This is a genomic window from Micromonospora sp. BQ32, from assembly GCF_059358895.1.
On sequence record NZ_JCADBI010000015.1, the window covers coordinates 125,317 to 146,884 of the forward strand.

Genomic DNA, 21,568 nt, shown 5'->3' on the forward strand with positions numbered 1-21,568 from the left:
CCTGATCTGGGAGTTTACGGCGTGTCGGATGGTCAGGTGTTATAGCCTTTCGTACATGAGTACGAACGAGGTGATGGCCCGGTTGGGGGCCGCTGTCAGCGCGCTGGGAGATGTCGATGTCTCCGCGTGGTCCGAGGACACGCTCAACGAACAGCTCGGTGAGCTCTCCGCCGCACTGGTCGCCCTCGACTCGGTGCTCTCCCGGGTTGCCGGCGAGGTCCGCGCCCGAGGGTTGCGCATCGAGGAGCCCGTCTCCGCCTAGGGCCTGTCGTCCGCGTCAGCGGGCGGCACCCTGCCGACACCGCCCGGGCCCGGCAATGCCCGGGCGGTGTCGGAGGTGACTGGCAGGATGAGCTGCGTGCGGTTCCTCGATCTGGCAGCCACCTCCGCCGCCGTCGGCGCCACCAGCGGCCGCCGGGCCAAGGTGGAGCTGCTCGCTGACGCGCTGCGCCACCTCGATCCCGACGAGGTCGAGCCCGGCGCCGGCTATCTCGCCGGTGAGCTGCGCCAACGGCAGACCGGGGTGGGCTACGCGAGCCTGCGTGACCTGCCGCCACCGGCCGCCGAGCCGACGTTGACGGTGGCCGCCGTGGACGCGGCCATCGCGCAGATCGCCGCAGTGCACGGCTCGGGCTCGCAGGCGCGGCGTCGGGCGCTGCTCGGTGCCCTCTACGCGGCGGCGACGGCCGACGAGCAGCGCCTGCTCACCGGCCTGTTCAGTGGCGAGCTACGCCAGGGCGCCCAGGCCGGGCTCCTCGCGGACGCGGTGGCCCGGGCCGCCGAGGTGCCGGTGGCGGCGGTCCGCCGGGCGTTGCTGCTCGCCGGTGATCTCCGGGCGGTGGCGGTGGCCGCGCTGTCCGGCGGGGCCGCCGAGTTGGCCGGGTTCGGTCTACAGGTCGGCAGGCCGTTGGCACCGATGCTCGCGCAGAGCGCCCCCTCGGTCGACGAGGCGCTCGCCGCGACCGGCACGCCGGCGGTGGTCGACGTGAAGCTCGACGGCATCCGCATCCAGGTGCACCGCTCCGGCGCCGACATCGCCGTCTTCACCCGCAGCCTCGACGAGATCACCACCCGGGTGCCCGAGGTAGTCGCAGCGGTTCGTGCCCTGCCCGGCCGGGAGTTGGTCCTCGACGGCGAGGCGATCGGGCTGGACGAGACCGGCCGCCCACTGCCGTTCCAGCAGACGTCGAGCCGGGCCGCCCGCCGCACCACCCCCAGCACCACCGGGCGCACACCGGTAGCCCCGGCGGTGCTCGCGGCGGCCGCCAGCACGGGCGCGACGGTGCTCACCCCGTACTTCTTCGACCTGCTGCACCTCGACGGCCAGGATCTGATCGACCTTCCCGGCCGGGAGCGGTGGGCCGCCCTCGCCGGTTCGGTGGATTCGTCGCTGCTGGTCGGGAGGATGGAGGTCGACGACCCGGAACAGGCCGCCGCCGCGTTCGCCGCCGCCCTCGACGCCGGGCAGGAGGGCGTGGTGGTCAAGGCGCCGGACGCTCCCTACGACGCCGGCCGGCGCGGCGCCGCCTGGGTCAAGGTGAAACCGCGGCACACCCTCGACCTGGTGGTGCTCGCCGTCGAGTGGGGCAGTGGCCGACGCAAGGGCTGGCTGTCCAACCTGCATCTGGGCGCCCGTGACGCGCGCACCGGCGACTTCGTGATGCTCGGCAAGACCTTCAAGGGGCTCACCGACGAGCTGCTGCGGTGGCAGACCGAGCGGTTCCTCGACCTCGCTGTGGAACGCGGCGACTGGGTGGTCCGGGTCCGGCCCGAGCAGGTGGTGGAGATCGCCTTCGACGGGGTGCAGACGAGTTCGCGCTACCCCGGTGGGATGGCGCTGCGGTTCGCCCGGGTGGTGCGCTATCGCGACGACAAGTCCGCCGCCGAGGCGGACACCATCGACGCGGTCCGCGCCATCCACGCCGGCCGTACCGGCTGACGGGCCGCAGACGGCTCGGTCAGGCGGACGCGGTCGGCGTCGGTTCGGCGGCCCGGTCCAACGGAGCCGGGGTGGTGCCGATGCCGGCGGCCCGGCGGGCCTCTTTACGGGCCACCCAGCCGTAGCCGAAGAGAGCCATCACCGCGAAGAGCCACCACTGCACGACGTAGCCGAAGTTCTGCCAGTTGTTGGTGTGCCCGACCGGCACCGCCTTGAACACCGGATCGGCGGCCGGGGTCTGCTCGTCGAGCAGCAGGTACGCGCCGTAGACCGGGTAGGGAAGCTCGCCGGCCAGCCGCGACACCCCGATCCGCCGGATCTCCAGCAGCCCGTCGCGTCGGGCCACCGCGCCGGCGCCGCTCTCGGTCTCGTGCACCCGACCGACCACCGTCACGTCCCCGGTCGGCGCGGCCGGCACCGACGGCTGGGCGGTCGCCCCACCGGGGGCCGGCGGGATCCAGCCCCGGTCCACCAGCAGCGCCGTGCCGTCGGCGAGCACCAGCGGGGTGAGCACCTCGAAGCCGACCCGGCTGTCCACCGTCCGGCCACGGACCAGCACGGTGTTCGTGGGGTCGTACCGGCCGGTGACGGTGACCCGGGTCCAGACCTTGTCCTCGGCGGGGGCCGGACCTGCCGTCCCGGCGCCGCCGGTGGGGGCGCGCAACGCGTCGGCGAGCGGCGCGGGCGCCATTCGCTGGCCCGCGTCGATCCGCTCGTTGACCTCGGTGCGCCCCCGGTAGCGGTCCAGCTGCCAGTTGCCGAGGAACACCATGACGGCGGCGGCGACCAGGGTCAGCGCGAGGGCGCCCAGCCAGCGTGGGCTCAGCAGGAACCGGTACACGGCACCGAGGCTACTCGTATGACCGGCGCCACTGACCTGGACCGGGCCGGACCGGGCGGGGACCGACGCCAGGGGCCCTGCCAGGGCCGGGCCGCCTGCCCCGGTTGGCGGTGCTCGCGCCTCCAGCCGGGCGGGTATCGTCACGCCGACGGATCGGCCTCGGTCGTCCCGTCGCGTACCCGCCGCCGCTCGCGAGGAGTCGATGATGACCGTCGTGCCGCGCCTGGTGCTCAGCGCGCCGTCCTCCGGGCACGGTAAGAACGCGCTGGCGATCGGGCTGCTCGCCGCCCTGGCCGAGCGAGGGGTCGACGTCGCCGGGTTCAAGCTCGGGCCGGACCACGTCGACGCCGCCTACCTCGGTCTCGCCTCCGGTCGGCCGGGTCGGGTGATCGACCCCCGGCTGGTCGGCGTCGACCGGCTCGCCCCGCTGGTGGCGCACGGTGCCGCCGGTGCCGGGCTGGCCGTGGTGCAGGGCAGCATGGGCCTGTACGACTCGGTCGGTGGCCGACCCGAGCAGGAGTCCACGGCCGCCGCTGCGGCCGCACTGCGCAGCCCGGTGGTGCTCGTTGTCGACGTGGCCGCGATGGGTCAGTCGGTGGCCGCCCTGGTGCACGGTTTCCGCTCGTACGACGAGCAGTTGTGGCTCGGCGGGGTGATCCTCAACCGGGTGGCGTCGTCGCGGCACGAGGCGATGCTGCGCGAGGCGTTGGAGGACGTGGGGGTGCCGGTCTACGGCGCGCTGCGTCGCCAGGACCTGCCAGCCGTGCTGCCGTCGCGGCGGCACGGGGTGGCGCCGGTGGTCGACGACTCGGCCGACGCCGTCCGTGCGGTCCGCCGGCTGGGCGAGGCCGTCGCCGCCACGGTCGACCTGGAACACCTGCTCGGGCTGGCCCGCTCCGCCCCGCCGCTGCCGGCGCCGGCCTGGTCTCCCGAGGAGGCCCTGGGCACGTTCACACCTCCGGCGAACCGCCCGCTGGTGGCGGTGGCCGGTGGTCCGGGCGGCAGCTTCAGCCACCCGGAGACCACCGAGCTGCTCCGGGCCGCCGGGGCCGAGGTCGTCGTCGTCGATCCGCTGCGCGACGAGGCGCTGCCGGTCGGCACCCGCGCGCTGGTCGTCGGCGGCGCGCTCCCCGAGGCGTACGCCGAGCAGTTGTCGGCCAACCGGCGGCTCTGCATCGCGGTGGCCGAGTTGGCGCGGACCGGGCGTCCGGTGATCGCCGAGGGCGCCGGGCTGCTCTGGCTGGCCCGGGAGCTGGACGGGCTGCCGATGTGCGGTGTCCTGGACGCGGTGGGCGTCAGCCGGGACGGGGTGGTGGCCGGCTACCGGGAGGCGACCGCCCAGACCGACAGCGTGGTCGCCGCCACCGGCACGGTGCTGGTCGGGCACAAGGCGCACCGTGCGGTGCTCACCCCCCGCGCCGGTCAGCGCCCGGCCTGGAGCTGGGACGGCGGCGCGCCGGAGGGCTTCGTCTGGCGCAACGTGCACGCCTCGCAGCTCACCCTGCACTGGGCCAGCCATCCGGCGACGGCCGCGCGGTTGGTCGCCGCGGCGGCGGCCGACCCGACGAGCGAGGTGGTGCCCGCAGAGCCCGGCGGGGTGTCGGTGTGATCGGTCAGGTGGCGGTGCGCCGGTTCCCGGCGTTGACCGTCTCCACCCCGCGTACCGAGGTCCGTCAGCTCACGGCGGCCGACGCGGCGGCGGCCGGGGAGATCTTCGCCGACAAGCTGACCCGGCGTTGGCTGCCGCTGCCCGACGACTCCGGCCCGATCGACGGGCTGGCCTGGTGCACCGACCTGGCCCGGCAGCGGCGCGACAGCGGGGAGGGCGACCACTACGCGGTGCTCCGGCGGGAGGACGACCAGGTGGTGGGCTCGCTCTGGACCCGGCGCACCGACTGGGGCGCCCGCCTCACCGAGATCTCCTACGCGATGGCGGCACACGCGCGGGGCTTCGGTCTCGCCGCCGAGGCGGTCGACGCGGTGGCCATCGCGCTGATCCTGGAGCACGGCTTCCAGCGGGTCGAGCTGCGGGTGGCACCCGGCAACCTGGCCTCGCGCCGGGTCGCCGAGAAGGCCGGTTTCAGCTACGAGGGTCTGCTGCGCAACGCCGGGTTCGTCAGTGGCGGCCGGGTGGATCTGGAACTCTGGTCGTTCGTCGCCGCCGACCTGCGCTGACCTGCGCCGACCTGCGCTGCGCTGCGTCGACTTGCGCTGCGCCGACCCGCGCTGCGCTGCGCCGACTCTCGCGCGCCGGTCAGCCGACGATGGCGTCCGATGGTGGGGTGAACTGGCGGGTCGGGCTGCCCTTCAGGCCGTCGCGCAGGGTTTGCGAGACCGCCTTGATCGGGATCTGGGACTGCCCGTCACCGACGGCGTTGAACGGGTTGTCCGGGTCGGAGATGAAGCTCGCCGCGGCCAACTCCGGGGTGTAGCCCACGAACCATGCGGACCGGGTGCTGTCGGTCGTACCGGTCTTGCCGGCCACCGGGCGTCCGACGGTGCCTCGCACGCTGTCGGCGGTGGACCAGCCGCCGCAGCTGCCGCGCGCCGGGCTGTCTCCGGTCGGGCAGCGGGCCGCGTCGGTGGCCGCCCGTGCGGCGTCCGCACTCACCACCTGCCGGCAGCGCGGCTTGGCCACCTCGCGTTGCAGACCGCCCGGGGTGGCGTACGTGGCGGGCGTGCCGTCCCGGTTCATGATCGCTTGGACCGGGATGGCCTCGCAGTAGCGGCCATCGGCCGCGATGGCGGCGTACGCGTTCGCCATCTCCAGCGGGGTGGCGTCGGAGACGCCCAGGGTGAACGCACCCCACTTCTTCGCCTTGGCCGGGGACGCGTGGTCCCGGTCGACGTCGGTGCGCCACCGCAGCCCGAGCTGCTCGGCGAGCCGGACCGCCCGGTCCGCGCCGACCTTCTCCTCCAGCCACACGAAGTACGTGTTGACCGATTTGCCGAAGCCGGACCACATGGTCTGCTGGCCGCTCATCGCGCCGCTGGCGTTGGAGGGCGCCCAACCGTCGTAGACCTCGGAGCGGTAGCGGTGCGGGGCGTTGAACGAGGTGGAGAGGGGCATTCCCGCGTCGAGCGCGGCCAGCATCGGGAACATCTTGAACGTCGAGCCGGCCTGGTAGCCGGCCAGGTCACCGCCGCCGAGCAGCGGTGCCACCGTGTTCGGATAGTTGGCTTTCACCTTCGGCCCGGCCTCGGGGTTGGAGCTCTCCGGGTTCTCGGCCAGGTCCAGCGAGTACGTCCGGTTCACCGCCATGGCCTTCACCCGCCCGGTGCCCGGCTCGGAGACCACGATGCCGTTGGCGAACGGGCTGCCGGTGGCGTCCTTGGCGCCGACGCTCTTCTCCGCCGCCTCCTGGACCTTCGGGTCGAGGCTGAGCACGATCCGGTAGCCGCCCCGGCGCAGGTTGTCCATCCGTTCCAGTCGGTTCGCCCCGAACGCGGGCTGTGCGCTCCACCAGTTCTTCAGGTAGTCGCAGGCGAAGCCCCAGCTGTTGTACTTCTCCGTCACCGCGGCACAGTCGTGCGGCGGGGTGGTCAGCTTGAGCCGGATCGGCTCGGACTTGGCGGCGGCGGCCGAGTCGGGGGAGAGGTAACCGAGTTGGCTCATCCGGTCCAGCACGTAGTTGCGCCGCCCGGTGGCCTCCTTCTGGTCGGAGTCGGCCGGGTCGTACTCGGACGGGGACTTGACCAGCCCGGCGAGGGTGGCGGCCTCGACCGGGGTGAGGTCCTTCGGGGTCTTGGAGAAAAAGATCTCGCTGGCCGCGTAGATGCCGTACGCCCGGTGCCCGAAGTACGCCGAGTTCAGGTAGCGCTCCATGATCTGTTCCTTGCTCAGCTCCTTCTCCAGGTCCAGCGCCATCCGCATCTCCCTGACCTTGCGCAGGCTGGTCTGCTGGGTGGCTTCCTGGACCTCCTTGGGCGTGGTCGCGCTGTCCCGCAGGGCCATCCGGACGTACTGCATGGTCAGCGTCGAGGCGCCCTGGGAGACCCCGCTGGAGCGGGCGTTGGAGACGAAGGCCCGGGCCACGCCCTTCGGGTCGACGCCGTGGTGCTGGTAGAAGCGGGAGTCCTCGGCGGCCACGATCGCCTGCTGGATGTTCGGCGACATGTCCGACAGCTTGGTGTACTGCCGGTACTCCTCGTAGAACATGGTCAGCACCGTCTTGCCGTCGGGGGCGTAGAGGTACGAGGTTTCGGCGGGCAGGGCGGTTTTCAGCAACCGGGTCTTCTGGTCCACGGCGTGCGCGGTGGCCTTCGCGCCGAGCCCGGTGAGGGCGACCAGTGGGTACGCGGCGGCGGCGATCACGATTCCGGCGATCAGCCCGGCGCGGAGGAGAGGGACGAGACGACCAGCGGCAGCAAGGGGTCGGTTGCTCACCTGGCCAAGTTATGACATTTCCGATTCGTACATGAGAAGAACTCTTAAACCGGCGAGTGGTGACGTGGCTTACGCCGAGATCGACTGTCCCACCGGCCACCTTCCCGGCAGGATCGCGGACATGTCTGATCAGCCGAGCGCGGTCGCCCCACCCACCGGGGTCGAGCCGGACCTCGCGCACCACGGCGACGCGGAGGCCACCGCCGGCCTGATCGACCTCGCCGTCAACGTCCGTCGGGCGCGGCCTCCCGCCTGGCTGGCCGACCCGATCGCCGCGACCCTGACCGACCTGGCCCGCTATCCGGATCCGGCGCCGGCCCGGGCGGCGGTGGCCGCCCGACACGGCCGTCACCCGAACGAGGTGCTGCTCACCGCCGGTGCCGCCGAGGGCTTCGTGCTGATCGCCCAGGCGCTGCGCGGCGTTCGCCGTCCCGTGGTGGTGCACCCCCAGTTCACCGAGCCGGAGGCGGCGCTGCGGGCTGCCGGACACCGGGTCGAGCGGGTGCTGCTCGACGCCGCCGACGGCTTCCGGCTCGACCCGTCCCGGGTGCCCGCCGACGCCGACCTCGTGATGATCGGCAACCCGACGAACCCGACCTCGGTGCTGCACCCCGCCCAGACGGTGGCCGCGCTGGCCCGCCCCGGCCGGGTGCTGGTGGTCGACGAGGCGTTCGCCGACACCACCATCGCCCCCGGGCACCCCGGCGAACCGGAGTCGCTGGCGCAACGCCGCGACCTGCCCGGGCTGCTCGTGGTGCGCAGCCTCACCAAGACGTGGGGCCTGGCCGGCCTGCGCATCGGCTACCTGCTCGGCGCTGCGGAGCTGCTGTCCCGGCTGGCCGCCGTCCAACCGCTCTGGGCCGTCTCCACGCCCGCGCTGGCGGCTGCGTCGGCCTGCGCCAGCGCCGTCGCGGTCCAGGCCGAACGCGCGATCGCCGCTGACCTCGCCGCCGACCGCGACCACCTGGTCGCGCGGCTCACCGACCTGCCCGGTGTACGCGTCGTCGGCCGTCCCGCCAGCGCGTTCGTCCTGCTGCACCTGCCCGGCGCGACCCCGATCCGGGCCGCCCTGCGCGAGCGCGGCTGGGCGGTGCGCCGAGGCGACACGTTCCCCGGCCTCGGCCCGGACTGGCTGCGGGTGGCGGTACGCGACCGAAACACCACCGACGCGTTCATCGACGTGCTGCGCGAGATCATGGAGGCATGATGCTAGAGACCACGATCGCGGCGATCCGCCCGGCGGACGAAGCGGCCATGGCCGCCGCCCGGGAGCTACACGGCCGGCTGACCAAGCCGGCGGGCTCGCTGGGCGCGCTGGAGGAGCTTTCGGTACGCCTAGCCGGCCTGGCCGGTGCCTGCCCGCCACCGCTGCCCGAGCCGGCCGCGGTGGCGATCTTCGCGGGCGACCACGGGGTGCACGCCCAGGGGGTGAGCCCCTGGCCGCAGGAGGTCACCGCGCAGATGATCGGCAATTTCCTGGCCGGTGGAGCGGTGGTCAACGCGTTCGCCCGGCAGGCCGGCGCCTCGGTCACCGTGGTCGACGTCGGCGTGGCCACCCCGCTGCCAGCCGACCCGGCCGTGCTCGACCCGGCCGTGCTCGACCCGGCCGTGCCCCGACTGGTTGTCGCATCCGTCCGCCGGGGCACCCGGGACCTCACGGTGACCGCCGCACTCACCCGGGACGAGGCGCTGGCGGCGGTGCAGACCGGTATCCGGATCGCCGACGAGCTGATCGACGCCGGTGCCGGCATCCTGCTCACCGGGGACATGGGCATCGGCAACACCACCCCGGCCGCCGCGCTGATCGCCGCGTTCACCGGCGCCGACGCGCTCGACGCCACCGGCCGGGGCACCGGGGTCGACGACCCGACGTACGCGCACAAGGTGGCGGTGGTGCGGACCGCGCTGGCCCGGCACACCCCCGACCCGGCCGACCCGCTGGGGGTGCTGGCCGCCGTCGGCGGCCTGGAGCACGCCGCCCTGGCCGGCTTGATCCTGGGTGCCGCCGCCCGCCGCACGCCGGTGCTGCTGGACGGCGTGATCGCGGTCTCGGCCGCGCTCGCCGCCGCCGCGTTCGCCCCGGACGCGGTCAGCGCCATGGTCGCCGGCCACCGCTCGGCCGAGCCCGGTGCCACGGTGGCGCTGCGCCACCTCGGCCTCGACCCGCTGATCGACCTGGGGCTGCGCCTCGGCGAGGGCACCGGCGCGCTGCTGGCGTTGCCCGTGGTCACCGGCGCGGTCCGGGTGCTGCACGAGGTGGCCACCTTCGACTCCGCCGGGGTGGCCGAGAAGTGACCACGCGCAGCGAACGAGCCGACCGCCTCGGTGGTGCGGCGTGACCTCCAATCCGTACCCCCTGGGTTTGCGGCTGCACGGGCGGCGGGTGGTCGTGGTGGGTGGCGGCGCGGTCGCCACCCGACGGGTGCCCGCGCTGCTGGACGCCGGCGCGGACGTCCTGCTGGTGGCCCCGGAACTGACCCCGGCGCTGCGCGCCCGGGCCGACGCGGGTCGGCTGCACTGGGTGCCGCGCCGGTTCGTGCCCGAGGACCTGGACGGCGCGTGGCTGGTCCAGGTCGCGATCGACGATCCGATGGCGGCGGCCTCGGTGAGCGCCGTCGCCGCCGAGCGGCGGATCTTCTGCGTCCGGGCCGACGACCGGACGGCCGCCACCGCCTGGACCCCGGCGGTGACCCGGCACGGCCCGGTCACCGTGGCGGTGCTCGGCGGCGGCGACCCGCGCCGGGCGATGACCGTCCGCGACGCGATCCGCGACCTGCTGGCGGTCCGCCTGGCGCCGGATGACACCGCTCCGACGCAGGGCCGGCCCGACGCTTCGACCGGTGCGACCGGTGCTCGGCAGGCTGGGCGGGTGGCGCTGGTCGGGGCGGGGCCGGGAGACCCGGAGCTGATCACCGTGAAGGGTTGGCGGCTGCTCACCGAGGCCGACGTGGTGGTCGCCGACCGGTTGGTGCCCGGGTTGCTCCTCGACGAGTTGCGCCCGGACGTCGAACTGGTGGACGCCTCGAAGATCCCCTACGGCCCGTCCCGGGCCCAGGAGGAGATCAACCAGATCCTGGTCGACCGCGCCCTGGCCGGTGCCTTCGTGGTGCGGCTCAAGGGTGGCGACCCGTACGTCTTCGGCCGTGGCGGCGAGGAACTGCTGGCCTGCGCGGCGGCCGGCGTGCCGGTGACCGTGGTCCCCGGGGTGACCAGCTCGATCGCCGCGCCGGCCGCGGCCGGCATCCCGGTCACCCACCGGGGGGTGGCGCACGAGTTCACCGTGGTCTCCGGGCACCTGGCACCCGACTCGCCGGCCTCGCTGGTGCGCTGGGACGCCCTCGCCGGCCTGCACGGCACCCTGGTGATCCTGATGGGGTTGAAGAACCTCGCCGCCATCACGGCCACCCTGATCGCCCATGGTCGGTCGCCGCAGACGCCGGCCGCCGTCGTCCAGGAAGCCACGACCGGCACCCAGCGGGTCCTGCGGTCCACACTCGGCGAGGTGGCCGCCGACCTGCTCGCCGCCGACCTGCGCCCGCCCGCTGTCGTCGTGGTGGGAGACGTGGTGGGCGCGCTCGACGGGTGAGGGAGCGGGCGGCGCTGCCGGCACGAGGATCGGGAACGCGGGGCTGTCGGTGGCTGTCGACACAATGTCGCTCATGCTCACCGTGAAGGATCCTCACGAGACGTGGCGAACGGAACTGCTCACACCCGTCGCGCTGCGGTGCGGAAGCCCCGGCCTGACCACCACCTTCGAGGACCTCCGACGCCGAACTCACCCCGACCTGGGTGGCGAACCTGTACCGCGGTCTCGCCGACCTCGCGCCCTGGCGGCTGGACGCGGCGTACCGAGGTTGGCGTGACGGCCGGCAGCAGCGCGGTGCTGCCGTACGCGCACTGGACGGTTCCCACCGACCTCGGCGCCCACCTGTACGGGTGGCAACCGAGCCTGCCGTACCCGCACTGACCGACGTCTGTCGGCGTGCCGACGACCGACGGGGCCAGAGCATGCGCTCCGGCCCCGTCGTACGAGCGGTCGACTACTGCTTGAGCATGTTGTCCAGCAGCAGGGCACAGCGGATCAGACCGAGGTGGCTGTACGCCTGCGGGTGGTTGCCCAGGCCCCGCTCGGCGAGCGGGTCGTACTGCTCGGGGAGCAGCCCGGTCGGACCGGCGGTCAGCACCATCTGCGCGAACAGCTCCTCGGCGTCGGTGCGGCGGCCGGTGCGCAGGTACGCCTCGATCAGCCACGCCGTGCAGATGTGGAAGCCGCCCTCACGGCCGGGCAGGCCGTCGTCCCAGTGGTAGCGGTAGACGACCGGGCCGCTGCGCAGGTCCGCCTCGATCCGCAGGACGGTGGAGAGGAAGCGCGGGTCGTCGCCCGGGAGCAGGCCGGAAAGCCCGATCCAGAGTGACGAGGCGTCCATGTCCTCGTCCCCGTACGCGACGCTGTACGCCTCGACGTCGGAGTGCCAGCCGTGCTCCAGCACGTTGGCACCGATCCGGTCCCGCAGGTCCTTCCACTCGGGCCGGTCCTCGCCGCCGTGCTCGCGCATCACGTGCAGCGCCCGGTCGACCGTCATCCAACACATCACCTTGGAGAAGACGTGGTGCCGGGGTGGCAGCCGGGCCTCCCAGATGCCGTGGTCGGGCTCGTGCCAGCGGCGGCGGACCGCCTCGACCATGTTCTCCAGGACCCGCCACTCGTCGTCGCGGACCGAGCCGCGGGCGTCGGCGACGGCCGCGATCAGGTCGGCGATCGGGCCGAAGACGTCCAGCTGCAACTGGTGGTTGGCGAGGTTGCCGACCCGGACCGGCCGGGAGCCGGCGTACCCGGGCAGGGTGTCGATGACCGCCTCGGCGCCCAGCTCGTAGCCGTCGATGGTGTAGAGCGGGTGCAGTCGCTCCGGGTGCCCGCCGGTGCGCTCGATGCAGCCGTCCACCCAGCGCAGCAGCGCCTCGGCCTCCTCGACGGAGCCCAGGTCGACAAGTGCGCGGGCGGTCAGCGCGGCGTCGCGCAGCCAGCAGTAGCGGTAGTCCCAGTTGCGGACGCCGCCCAGCTCCTCCGGGAGCGAGGTGGTCGCCGCGGCCAGGATCGAGCCGGTGGCTTCGTGGCAGAGCCCACGCAGGGTGAGGGCGCTGCGCGCGACCAGATCACGGGCGGTGGACGGCAGCCGCAGCGAGGCCACCCAGTCCTTCCACGGCTGCTCGGCGGCGGCCTGCCGCTCGTGGATCGGCACCCGGTGGTGCTCCAGGCTGTGCGTGCCGAAGCGCAGCTCCAGCACGACCTGCCCGCCGGCGGCGGAGAGGTCGACGATCGCCTTGGCGGTCTCGTACCCGCCGTCGTTGCCGACTTCCCACTCCACGCCGGGGGCGTAGAGCGCGACCGGCTCGTTGGAGCCGAGCACCAGCAGGCCGTCGCCGAGCGGCTGCAACTGCACGGCGACCTGGCCGAACTCCGGCCTCGGCGCGAACTCCACCCGGGCCTTGCCACTGCCGGTGAGCACCCGGACCAGGGTCGAGTCGCCGGTGATGACCGCCGGGCTGTCGTCCGGAGTGGTCTCCCGGGCCGGCTTGTCCAGCCAGTCGGTGACGGTGAGCCCGGACCAGCGGGTCTCCACGGTCATCGTGCCGGAACGGTAGCGCTGACCCAGCGGGATGCCGCCGCGTTCCGGGGCGACGCTGAAGTGACCGGCCGGGCTGCCACCGACGAGATCGGCGAAGATCGCCGCCGAGTCCGGCTTGGGGTGGCAGAGCCAGCTCACCTTGGCCTCGGGGGTGAGCAGGGCGACGGTACGACCGTTGGCCAGCATGGAGTGCCGTTCGATCGGTACCGCCCGCTCACCGAACAGCCAGTGCCGCCGGGTCTCCAGCAGCAGCGCCAGCGCGCGGGCGGCCTCCAGCGGGTCGCCGACCCGGTAGCTGGCCTGGGTGTCGCCGGGGCCGATCTTGATGCCGAGGTCGGGACCGTGCAGGTGGCCGAACGCGTTCTCGTCGGTGATGTCGTCGCCGATGAACAGCACCGCGCTGGAGGCGAGCTGGGTCCGCAACTGGTCGAGTGCGGTGCCCTTGTGGGTGGCCACCACGGAGAGCTCGATGACCTCCTTGCCCTGGGTCACCGTGACGCCGTCGAAGGTGGCCGGACCGTTGCGGACCGCCTCGATGGCGGCGGCGGCGATCTGCGGGTCGACGCCGCGGGTGTGCATCGCGACGCTGGCCGGTTTGCGCTCCAGCCGGATACCCGGGTGCTGGGCCGCGATCTCGCGCAGCGCGTTGCGAACCTGGGTGCGTACCGCGACCAGTTCGGGGGAGAGCCGCTCGACGAAGCCGATGTCGAATTCGGAGCCGTGACTGCCGACGAGGTGTACCTCGCTGGGCAGCCGGGAGAGCGCGGCCAGGTCGCGCAACGCCCGACCGGACACCACCGCGACGGTGGTCTGCGGCAGCGCGGCGAGCGCGCGAACCGCGGCCACCGACTCGGGCAGCGGGACGGCTGTGCTCGGATCCTCCACGATCGGCGCCAGCGTGCCGTCATAGTCGCAGGCGACCAGGAGCTGGGGGACCCGGGCGATCCGGCCGATGGCGGAGCGCAACTCGGGGTCCATGACCCCGGTGGCGACTGCCGCCCCATCGTTGACGGACGTGTTCACTCGGCCTCCGCCTCGGGAACTCCGAGCTCCGAGAGGAAAGACTTGGCCCAGTGGCCCACGTCGTGGGTACGCAGGTGACGTTGCATTGTCCGCATCCGGCGGCGTGCCTCGGTTTTCTCCACGTGCACTGCCCGGAGGAGGGCGTCCTTGACCGCGTCCGGGTCGTGCGGGTTACACAAAAATGCCTGGCGAAGCTCGGTGGCGGCACCGGCGAACTCACTGAGCACGAGTGCGCCACCCTGGTCGGCACGTGATGCTACGTATTCCTTCGCCACGAGGTTCATTCCGTCTCGCAGCGGGGTCACCATCATCACGTCGGCAGCAACGTACATCGCCGCCAGCTCACTGCGACTGTACGACTGATGGAGGTAATGGACCGCCGGCACGCCGACCCTGCCGAACTCGCCGTTGATCCGGCCGACCTCGCGCTCCACCTTGACCCGTAGTGCCTGGTAGTGCTCCACGCGCTCACGGCTGGGTGTGGCGACCTGCACCATGACCGCGTCGGGAACTGTCAACTTTCCGTCAGCCAGTAGCTCCCGGAAGGCCTTGAGCCGCAACTCGATGCCCTTGGTGTAATCCAGCCGGTCCACGCCCAGGATTATCGTCTTCGGGTCGCCCAACTCGGCGCGAATCTGCTTGGCGCGGGCCTGGATCGCCGGGTCGGCGGCCATCCGCTCCATCTCCTGGGTGTCGATCGAGATGGGGAAGGCGCCCGCCTTCACCTGTCGACCGTCGACCTGGATCATCTGCCCCTCGTAGCGCAGCCCGAGCAGGTGCCGGGCCAGCCGGACGAAGTTCTGCGCGGCCAGCCGCTGCTGGAAACCGACCAGGTCGGCCCCGAGCAGACCGCGCAGGATCTCGGTGCGGAACGGCATCTGCATGAACAGCTCGATGGGCGGGAACGGGATGTGCAGGAAGAACCCGATCCGCAGGTCCGGGCGGAGCTCACGGAGCATCGCCGGCACCAACTGGAGCTGGTAGTCCTGCACCCAGACCGTCGCGCCCTCGGCCGCCACGTCGGCCGCGGCCTCCGCGAACCGGGCGTTGACCAGGCGGTACGCCTCCCGCCATCGGCGCTTGTAGGCCGGCGTCTCCACCGCGTCGTGGTAGAGCGGCCAGATCGTCGCGTTGGACTGGCCTTCGTAGTAGCGCTCCAGTTCCTCGGCGCTGAGCGGGACCGGGTGCAGCCGGATCCCCTCGAGGTCGAACGGCTCGGGGGCCGCGCCGGTGCCACCGGCCCAGCCGACCCAGGTGCCCTTGTGTTCGGCGAGTACGGGATGCAGCGCGGTGACCAGCCCGCCAGGGCTGCGTCGCCACTGCCGGCCCTCGGGTGTGCTCACCTCGTCGACCGGCAGACGGTTCGCCACTACGACAAAGGAGCTACGGACGGTCACGATCGGCCACCTCCGGGTACTGACGGGTCCACCGCGATGAGCGTACTGAGCGTAGCTGCGGCGTCTTGTGCCCCGTGCCGGAGTCTCCTACCCGCCTCGGTGCGACCGAATCCTAAGGGTGATCTTGTCGACAGCCCGCCGGTCAGAGGTCGATGATCGGCCATTCCTTCGGCAGTACCTCACCGAGCAGCTCCCGTCGATCGGTCATGATCGGTGTGATCGCCCGAGCCGCCTCCATCGCGGCCTGGGCCAGATCCGCGGCCGGCACACTCCGCAACCACAGGCCCAGCGCAGCCGAGCAGTCCGCAGTCAGGGCCGTGACCTGCGTCGGGCGTAGAGCGGCAAGGAGGTCGAGCCCCCACCACCCCTCCTGAGGAATTTGCCGATAGGCGCTGGCCAGGCAGCTAGCCGGGATGACCACCGTCAGTCGGCGATCAGATGCCCTTTCGTACGCACTCCGGCACAAAGGTCGAGATGTCCGGTTCCTCGGCCAGCCGGTCAGCCAGCTCGTCCGGCAGCTCGATGACGAACTCGTTAGACATCGAATCACGATAAAAAGCGGACTGCCGAGCGGCAACGCGGCGCGCCCGCGTACTCCTGGGGCGGGGTGATGTGGGCGAAGCGCGCCGTACCTGTCAGGATTGACGATGGCGTGCGCGCGGCCGGCTCCCGGCCGGCGGCGGCGGGCGGTCCTCGCAGCCCGCGCCGCGCCGCCGATCAGCGACAGCAACCGACGGAGGTAGCCCGCACCGTGGCCCAGTACATCTACGTCCTGGAAAAGGCGCGCAAGGCGCACGGCGACAAGGTCGTGCTCGACAACGTCACGTTGAGCTTCCTGCCGGGGGCCAAGATCGGTGTGCTCGGTCCGAACGGCGCCGGTAAGTCCAGCCTCCTCAAGATCATGGCAGGGCTGGACAAGCCGAGCAACGGCGAGGCCCGACTCATGCCCGGCTACACCGTCGGCATGCTCGCCCAGGAGCCCCCGCTCAACGAGGCCAAGACCGTGCTCGGCAACGTCGAGGAGGCGGTCGCCGAGACCAAGGCCAAGCTGGAGCGGTTCAACAAGATCGCCGAGCAGATGGCGACCGACTACTCCGACGAGCTGATGGAGGAGATGGGCAAGCTCCAGGAGGAGCTTGATCACCTCGATGCCTGGGACGTCGACTCCAAGCTCGAACTGGCCATGGACGCGCTGCGCTGCCCGCCGCCGGACGCCGACGTGACCCAGCTCTCCGGTGGTGAGCGTCGCCGGGTCGCGCTTTGCAAGCTGCTGCTGGAGGCGCCCGACCTGCTGCTGCTCGACGAGCCCACCAACCACCTGGACGCGGAGAGCGTCTCCTGGCTGGAGCAGCACCTGGCGAAGTACGCCGGCACCGTCATGGCGATCACCCACGACCGGTACTTCCTCGACAACGTGGCCGGCTGGATCCTGGAGCTGGACCGCGGCCGGGCGATCGGGTACGAGGGCAACTACTCCACCTACCTGGAGAAGAAGGCCGCCCGGCTGGCCGTCGAGGGCCGCCGCGACGCCAAGATGAAGAAGCGCCTCACCGAGGAGCTGGACTGGGTCCGCTCCAACGCCAAGGCCCGGCAGACCAAGTCCAAGGCCCGCCTCGACCGGTACGACGAGATGGCCAGCGAGGCGGAGAAGACCCGCAAACTGGACTTCGAGGAGATCCAGATCCCGCCGGGCCCGCGCCTGGGCAGCACGGTGATCGAGGCGCAGAACCTCAGCAAGGGCTTCGGCGACCGGCTGCTGATCGACAACCTGTCGTTCTCGCTGCCGCGCAACGGCATCGTCGGCATCATCGGCCCCAACGGCGTCGGCAAGACCACGCTGTTCAAGACCATCGTCGGGCTGGAGGAGCCGACCAGCGGGTCGGTCCGGGTCGGCGAGACGGTCTCGCTGTCGTACGTCGACCAGAACCGGGAGGGCCTCAACGGCGACAAGACCGTCTGGGAGGTCGTCTCCGACGGCCTGGACTACCTGATGGTGGGCAAGGTCGAGATGCCGTCGCGGGCGTACATCGCCGCGTTCGGCTTCAAGGGCCCGGACCAGCAGAAGCCGACGAAGGTGCTCTCCGGCGGTGAGCGCAACCGGCTCAACCTGGCGCTGACCCTGAAGATCGGCGGCAACGTCATCCTGCTCGACGAGCCGACGAACGACCTGGACGTGGAGACGCTGTCCAGCCTGGAGAACGCGCTGCTGGAGTTCCCCGGCTGCGCCGTGGTCATCTCGCACGACCGGATGTTCCTGGACCGCGTCGCCACGCACATCCTGGCCTGGGAGGGCGACGACCAGGACCCGTCCAAGTGGTTCTGGTTCGAGGGCAACTTCGAGGCGTACGAGAAGAACAAGATCGACCGCCTCGGCGCCGAGGCCGCCCGGCCGCACCGGGTGACCTACCGCAAGCTGACCCGCGACTGACCGGCCGAGACGGTGTCTGACCGCTTCGTCTACCACTGCACCCTGCGCTGGTCCGACCTGGACGCGTACGGCCACGTCAACAACTCGCGCTTCCTCACCCTGTACGAGGAGGCGCGGGTGGCGTTGATGTTCGCCGGTGGCCGGGCCTGGGGCGTCGGCTCGTTCGCCGACGGGGTGGTGATCCGCCGGCACGAGGTCGACTACCTGCGCCCGGTCGACTACGCGCTCGGCCGGGCCACCGCGGAGGCGGCGCCCACCGTGCGGATCGAGCTGTGGGTGGAGGAGATCCGGGCCTCCCGGTTCACCGTCGCCTACGAGCTGTACGACGGCGAAGTGTTGGCGAGCCGTGCCCGTTCGGTGTTGGTGCCGTTCGACCTGACCCGCCAGGTGCCCCGGCGGATCACCACCGAGGAACGGGACTTCCTGCTCACGTACGCGCCGCAGGGCGGTGTGGCGTGACCCGTCCGGGGGCTGCTGAGCCGGGCCGGGCGGCGGCGTCGGCGCCCACGCATGGTGTCGCCGGGGTGGCCGACGCGGGCGCCTTCCTGGCCCGGCTGGTCCGGTTCGATCCGGTCGCGCCGGTCCGGCTGCGGCCGGCCGGCGCACCCGGCCGGGTCGCCCTGTGGGCCCGGCTGCCGTGGCAGGTTCTGGTGGTCCGCACGGTTGCCGGTGGGCCGGCCGACGGTGCCGCCGAGGACGTCACCGTGGCAGCCGCGGAGCTGCTCGCCGAGCTGGAGCGCGGCGGCGCGGCGCTGCCGGCCCGGCGGGACGCCCAGTGGCGGTGGCCGCTGCCGCCGACGCGGAGCCGCCAGGTGGAGGCGCTGCCCGTTGCCGAGTTGCGACGGATCGCGGACGCGGCGGCGGGCACCCTGCGGACGGCGAGCGAGCAGGGCGTCGCCGGGCGTGCCGTCGGCCAGCGGGCCCTGCGTGACGCGTTGCTCGACCACGTGGCGGTGCTGATCACCCCGGACGGGACGCCCGCCGCGCCGGTCGAGGTGTCACAGCGGCTGGTGCAGGGGGTGGTCCGGATGGGCTTCCTCGGCACCGCCGACGGCTCGGCCGACGGAGAGGGCGCGAACGCCGTTCAGGTGCGGGTGGCCGGTCGTTGGGTTGGCCTGGTGGGACCGCACGGAGCGGCATGGTTGCAGAAGGCCACGGATCTTGCCGTGACACCCCTGAGTACTCGTCCGAACGGATGACCCAGGATCATTCTTCTGGTCAGGGGCAGTCGTTGGGGGGGTGCTTCAACCCGGCTGTCCGGGTACCGTCCATCCTCGGATCCAACGCACCGTAGGCGACTGGATCCGCTGGGGAGTGAGGTGCGCGAGCGATGCCGTGGTGGTCATGGCGCCCCGGTCCCGCCGACGGCGGCGATCCGGAAACCCGAAGCGGGATCACAGTCGACAGCGCGGTCCGGATCGGGCCGCCCAGCCCTCGCCAGCCGGGGGACGACTGCCCGTCCAACGAGCGGCCAGTGCTGACCGAGATGCCCGCCACCGTCGAGCCGGTGAGTCTGCGCCGGGTCTGTGACGCACTCGATCTGCTCGACGTGCGCTACCTGGCCGACGGCGACGGCAACCTGCTGGCGATGTGGGAGCGGCACGCCGTGCTGGTCACCCTGGAAGGCCCGGAGGACGAGATCCTGGTCATGCGGGCCCGTCCGCACGCCACGGTCCCGCCGGACTGGGCCGACCGGGCGTACCGGGTGGTCAACGAGTGGAACCACACCCGCCGGTTCTGCAAGGCGTACATCGGCGACCCGACCGAACGCGGTCAGCTGCCGATCTACGCCGAGCTTCAGGTGCCACTCGGTGCCGGCACCCACGACGCGCTGTTGGTCGAGATGCTCGACTGCGGCGCGGCCGTCGCCACCAGCTTTGTGGACTGGCTGCACGACGAGGGCGCGCTGCTCTGACGCCGCTCCGGCTCGGGCGGGTCAGCCGCCGTTGGCCGGGTCGTCCTCGACGTTGACCATGAAGTACGCGGCCCGCTCCAGGTAGTCCCAGAGTGTGCCGGCGATCTCCGGCTCAAGGTCGAGCCGGTCCACGGCGCGGCGCATGTTCCGCAGCCAGGCGTCCCGTTCGGCCGCGCCGATCCGGAACGGCGCGTGCCGCATCCGCAGCCGAGGGTGCCCACGCTGGGCGGAGTACGTGTTCGGCCCGCCCCAGTACTGCATCAGGAACAGGGTCATCCGGTCCGCGGCCGGACCCAGGTCCTCCTCCGGGTACATGGGCCGCAGCAGGGGGTCGGTGGCCACGCCGGCGTAGAACTCGTCGACCAGCTTGCGGAAGGTGGGTTCGCCGCCGACCGCTTCGAAGAGGGTCATCGACGCACCGGGACGGTCGGATTCACCTGCGGAAGTCACCGTTCCATCCTGCCAGGTGCGTCCGGTGCCGACCCGACCCGCACGGCGTGCGTCGGATCACGCCAGGTCGACAACCCCGAATGTCGGGCACCCGGCCCGCCCGGGGTGGAGGTCGACTCGACGGGTCAGGTGACCGCGTGCCGGCGGTGGCCGTCATCGGCATGCGGGTCGGACGCGCCTACCGAGGTGCCCTCGCTGGCCGGGCCGTCGGGCCCGGAAGGTGGCGGATCGGCGTTGGCCAGCGAGGCGGCAGTGATCGCGTCGTCCACCGTCTGCCGGTCCGGCCATCGCAGCGCGGCCACCGCCATGAGCACCACCCCGGCCGCGCTCCACACCCCGACCACGACCGGAATGGGGAACCGTTCGGCGAGCACCCCGGTGACCAGCACCGCGAGACCCTGGATGACCTGCACACCGGTGGCCATCACCCCGAAGGCGCGGGCCCGGAACCCGTTCGGCAGCGCCTGGACGAACAGCCCGTTGGCCATCGGCATCATGCCGGCGACCGCGAACCCGCAGAGCGCGGCGAGCAGCGCGACCACCAACGGCGGGGGGTCGAGTAGCACCGGTACGAGCATCAACGGGGCGAGCACCGCGAGCGGCCGCATCAGCTTCAGCCGGCGAGCCGGCCCGAACAGGCGACTCACCAGCAACCCACCGAGGATGAAACCGACCGGGTTCGCCACCATGATCGCTGCTTGTGCGGTGCCCGCGCTCACCGCGCCACGGCTCTCGTCGTTGGCCCAGGCCGCGGCCAGACCCTCCGGAACGATCGAGAAGAGCATCGCGCTGAACACCAGCACCGCGATGGCCCGCAGCACCGGGGTACGGAACACGATGCCGAACCCCTCGCGGGTCTCCTGTAACAGGTGGCTGCGGTGCGCCGGGTTCATCACCGCCGGACGGTCGCGCACCCCGAGGCGGACCAGCAGCGCCGAGAGACCGAACGTGACCGCGTTGAACAGCAGCGCCACCTCCGGGTCGATCGCGGCGACAGCGGCGCCGAAGACGTACCCGACGACCTGGGCGGCCTGCCCGACGCTGCTGTTCAGCGACAGCCCCAGCACCAGTCGGTCCCCGGTGAGCAACTGCGGGATCAGCGCGGACTTCGCCGCCTGGCTCGGTGGGTTGGCCAGCGTGGCGGCGAAGATGAGCACCAGCACCGCCTGGTACGGCAGACCCGGAATGGCGATGAGCAGCATCAGCGCCATCCGGATGAGGTCGCACGCCACCATCACCCGTCGGTACGCGTACCGCTCCGCGAGTGCGGCGAGCACGGGACCGCCGAGCAGCCAGGGCAGGAAGCTGACCGCGAAGGCGGCTGCGGAGAGCGCTACGGACTGCGTCTGCTGGTAGACGAGCAGGGTGACGGCGGCCTTCGCGACATAGTCGCCGACCCAGGAGAGAGCGCCAGCCACGAACACAGCCCGGAACTCGCGCTGGGCGAACACTTCGCGAAACGTGGCGGGGCCTTCCGGGGAAGGTCGCTCGTCAGGCACCGTCGCCTCCATCGGCCCCGGCTCGGCCGCTCGTGGTAGCCCGGCCGGAAGCTCTCGTCAGA

18 protein-coding genes are annotated in these 21,568 nt (G+C 72.3%); 11 read left to right on the top strand and 7 right to left on the bottom strand.

Going from position 1 to position 21,568, the window contains the following annotated elements; all coding sequences use genetic code 11:
* The first annotated feature begins 55 nt into the window (after positions 1–55).
* Together AC5L30_RS25425 and AC5L30_RS25430 are read left to right on the top strand one after the other, a co-directional pair.
* Complete coding sequence (locus tag AC5L30_RS25425) at positions 56–262, top strand: hypothetical protein (RefSeq protein WP_030333429.1); 207 nt, start codon at positions 56–58, stop codon at positions 260–262.
* 87 nt (positions 263–349) lie between these two features.
* Positions 350–1,939, top strand: a complete 1,590-nt coding sequence (locus AC5L30_RS25430) for an ATP-dependent DNA ligase (protein WP_494870130.1) — start codon at positions 350–352, stop codon at positions 1,937–1,939.
* A gap of 19 nt (positions 1,940–1,958) precedes the next feature.
* On the opposite strand, the gene AC5L30_RS25435 is transcribed toward AC5L30_RS25430, so the two are convergent.
* Positions 1,959–2,780 carry an SURF1 family cytochrome oxidase biogenesis protein gene (locus tag AC5L30_RS25435; protein ID WP_494870131.1) on the bottom strand — a complete coding sequence of 274 codons (822 nt, stop codon included), beginning with the start codon at positions 2,778–2,780 and terminating at the stop codon, positions 1,959–1,961.
* 205 nt (positions 2,781–2,985) lie between these two features.
* On the opposite strand from AC5L30_RS25435, the gene AC5L30_RS25440 reads away from it, so the two are divergent.
* Positions 2,986–4,389 (top strand): cobyrinic acid a,c-diamide synthase CobB, encoded by a 1,404-nt coding sequence (locus tag AC5L30_RS25440; protein WP_494870132.1) that lies wholly within the window; start codon positions 2,986–2,988, stop codon positions 4,387–4,389.
* Positions 4,386–4,955 (top strand): GNAT family N-acetyltransferase, encoded by a 570-nt coding sequence (locus tag AC5L30_RS25445; RefSeq protein WP_494870133.1) that lies wholly within the window; start codon positions 4,386–4,388, stop codon positions 4,953–4,955. Before AC5L30_RS25440 ends, AC5L30_RS25445 begins: the two co-directional genes overlap by 4 nt.
* A gap of 79 nt (positions 4,956–5,034) precedes the next feature.
* Here the strand turns inward: AC5L30_RS25445 and AC5L30_RS25450 are convergent, their stop codons facing one another.
* Complete coding sequence (locus AC5L30_RS25450; protein WP_494870134.1) at positions 5,035–7,167, bottom strand: transglycosylase domain-containing protein; 2,133 nt, start codon at positions 7,165–7,167, stop codon at positions 5,035–5,037.
* Between the two features lie 121 nt (positions 7,168–7,288).
* On the opposite strand from AC5L30_RS25450, the gene cobC reads away from it, so the two are divergent.
* Genes cobC through cobA form a run of 3 tightly spaced genes read left to right on the top strand, consistent with a single transcriptional unit; the run spans position 7,289 to position 10,753 of the window.
* A complete protein-coding gene (gene cobC / locus AC5L30_RS25455) occupies positions 7,289–8,374 on the top strand; it encodes an Rv2231c family histidinol phosphate aminotransferase CobC (RefSeq protein ID WP_494870135.1) in 1,086 nt (361 codons plus the stop codon).
* Positions 8,374–9,462, top strand: a complete 1,089-nt coding sequence (gene cobT / locus AC5L30_RS25460) for a nicotinate-nucleotide--dimethylbenzimidazole phosphoribosyltransferase (RefSeq protein ID WP_494870181.1) — start codon at positions 8,374–8,376, stop codon at positions 9,460–9,462. The genes cobC and cobT overlap by 1 nt, the downstream gene beginning before the upstream one ends.
* Before the next feature lie 40 nt (positions 9,463–9,502).
* Positions 9,503–10,753 carry a uroporphyrinogen-III C-methyltransferase gene (gene cobA / locus AC5L30_RS25465; RefSeq protein ID WP_494870136.1) on the top strand — a complete coding sequence of 417 codons (1,251 nt, stop codon included), beginning with the start codon at positions 9,503–9,505 and terminating at the stop codon, positions 10,751–10,753.
* A gap of 454 nt (positions 10,754–11,207) precedes the next feature.
* On the opposite strand, the gene otsB is transcribed toward cobA, so the two are convergent.
* The 3 genes from otsB to AC5L30_RS25480 all read right to left on the bottom strand — a co-directional run bounded on the left by otsB (position 11,208) and on the right by AC5L30_RS25480 (position 15,482).
* Positions 11,208–13,772, bottom strand: a complete 2,565-nt coding sequence (gene otsB, locus AC5L30_RS25470; RefSeq protein WP_494870182.1) for a trehalose-phosphatase — start codon at positions 13,770–13,772, stop codon at positions 11,208–11,210.
* Between the two features lie 41 nt (positions 13,773–13,813).
* Positions 13,814–15,214: an alpha,alpha-trehalose-phosphate synthase (UDP-forming) gene (locus AC5L30_RS25475; protein ID WP_030333449.1), complete on the bottom strand. Its 1,401-nt coding sequence runs from the start codon at positions 15,212–15,214 to the stop codon at positions 13,814–13,816.
* 142 nt (positions 15,215–15,356) lie between these two features.
* A complete protein-coding gene (locus AC5L30_RS25480; RefSeq protein ID WP_494870137.1) occupies positions 15,357–15,482 on the bottom strand; it encodes a hypothetical protein in 126 nt (41 codons plus the stop codon).
* A 483-nt stretch (positions 15,483–15,965) separates the two neighbouring features.
* On the opposite strand from AC5L30_RS25480, the gene ettA reads away from it, so the two are divergent.
* From ettA to AC5L30_RS25500, 4 genes are all read left to right on the top strand, one after another.
* Positions 15,966–17,642 (top strand): energy-dependent translational throttle protein EttA, encoded by a 1,677-nt coding sequence (gene ettA, locus AC5L30_RS25485; RefSeq protein ID WP_203123467.1) that lies wholly within the window; start codon positions 15,966–15,968, stop codon positions 17,640–17,642.
* Positions 17,643–17,654: 12 nt separating this feature from the next.
* Positions 17,655–18,101 (top strand): acyl-CoA thioesterase, encoded by a 447-nt coding sequence (locus tag AC5L30_RS25490; RefSeq protein ID WP_112584127.1) that lies wholly within the window; start codon positions 17,655–17,657, stop codon positions 18,099–18,101.
* Positions 18,098–18,841, top strand: a complete 744-nt coding sequence (locus AC5L30_RS25495) for a DUF8185 domain-containing protein (protein ID WP_494870138.1) — start codon at positions 18,098–18,100, stop codon at positions 18,839–18,841. Before AC5L30_RS25490 ends, AC5L30_RS25495 begins: the two co-directional genes overlap by 4 nt.
* Before the next feature lie 131 nt (positions 18,842–18,972).
* On the top strand, positions 18,973–19,557 hold the full coding sequence (locus tag AC5L30_RS25500) for a type III secretion system chaperone family protein (protein ID WP_030333460.1): 585 nt from the start codon (positions 18,973–18,975) through the stop codon (positions 19,555–19,557).
* Positions 19,558–19,578: 21 nt separating this feature from the next.
* Here AC5L30_RS25500 and AC5L30_RS25505 read toward each other — a convergent pair whose 3' ends face one another.
* Entirely contained in the window at positions 19,579–20,007 is a 429-nt protein-coding gene (locus AC5L30_RS25505) for a globin (protein WP_124859707.1), read from the bottom strand.
* A 125-nt stretch (positions 20,008–20,132) separates the two neighbouring features.
* A complete protein-coding gene (locus AC5L30_RS25510; protein WP_494870139.1) occupies positions 20,133–21,518 on the bottom strand; it encodes an MFS transporter in 1,386 nt (461 codons plus the stop codon).
* Positions 21,519–21,568 lie beyond the last annotated feature (50 nt).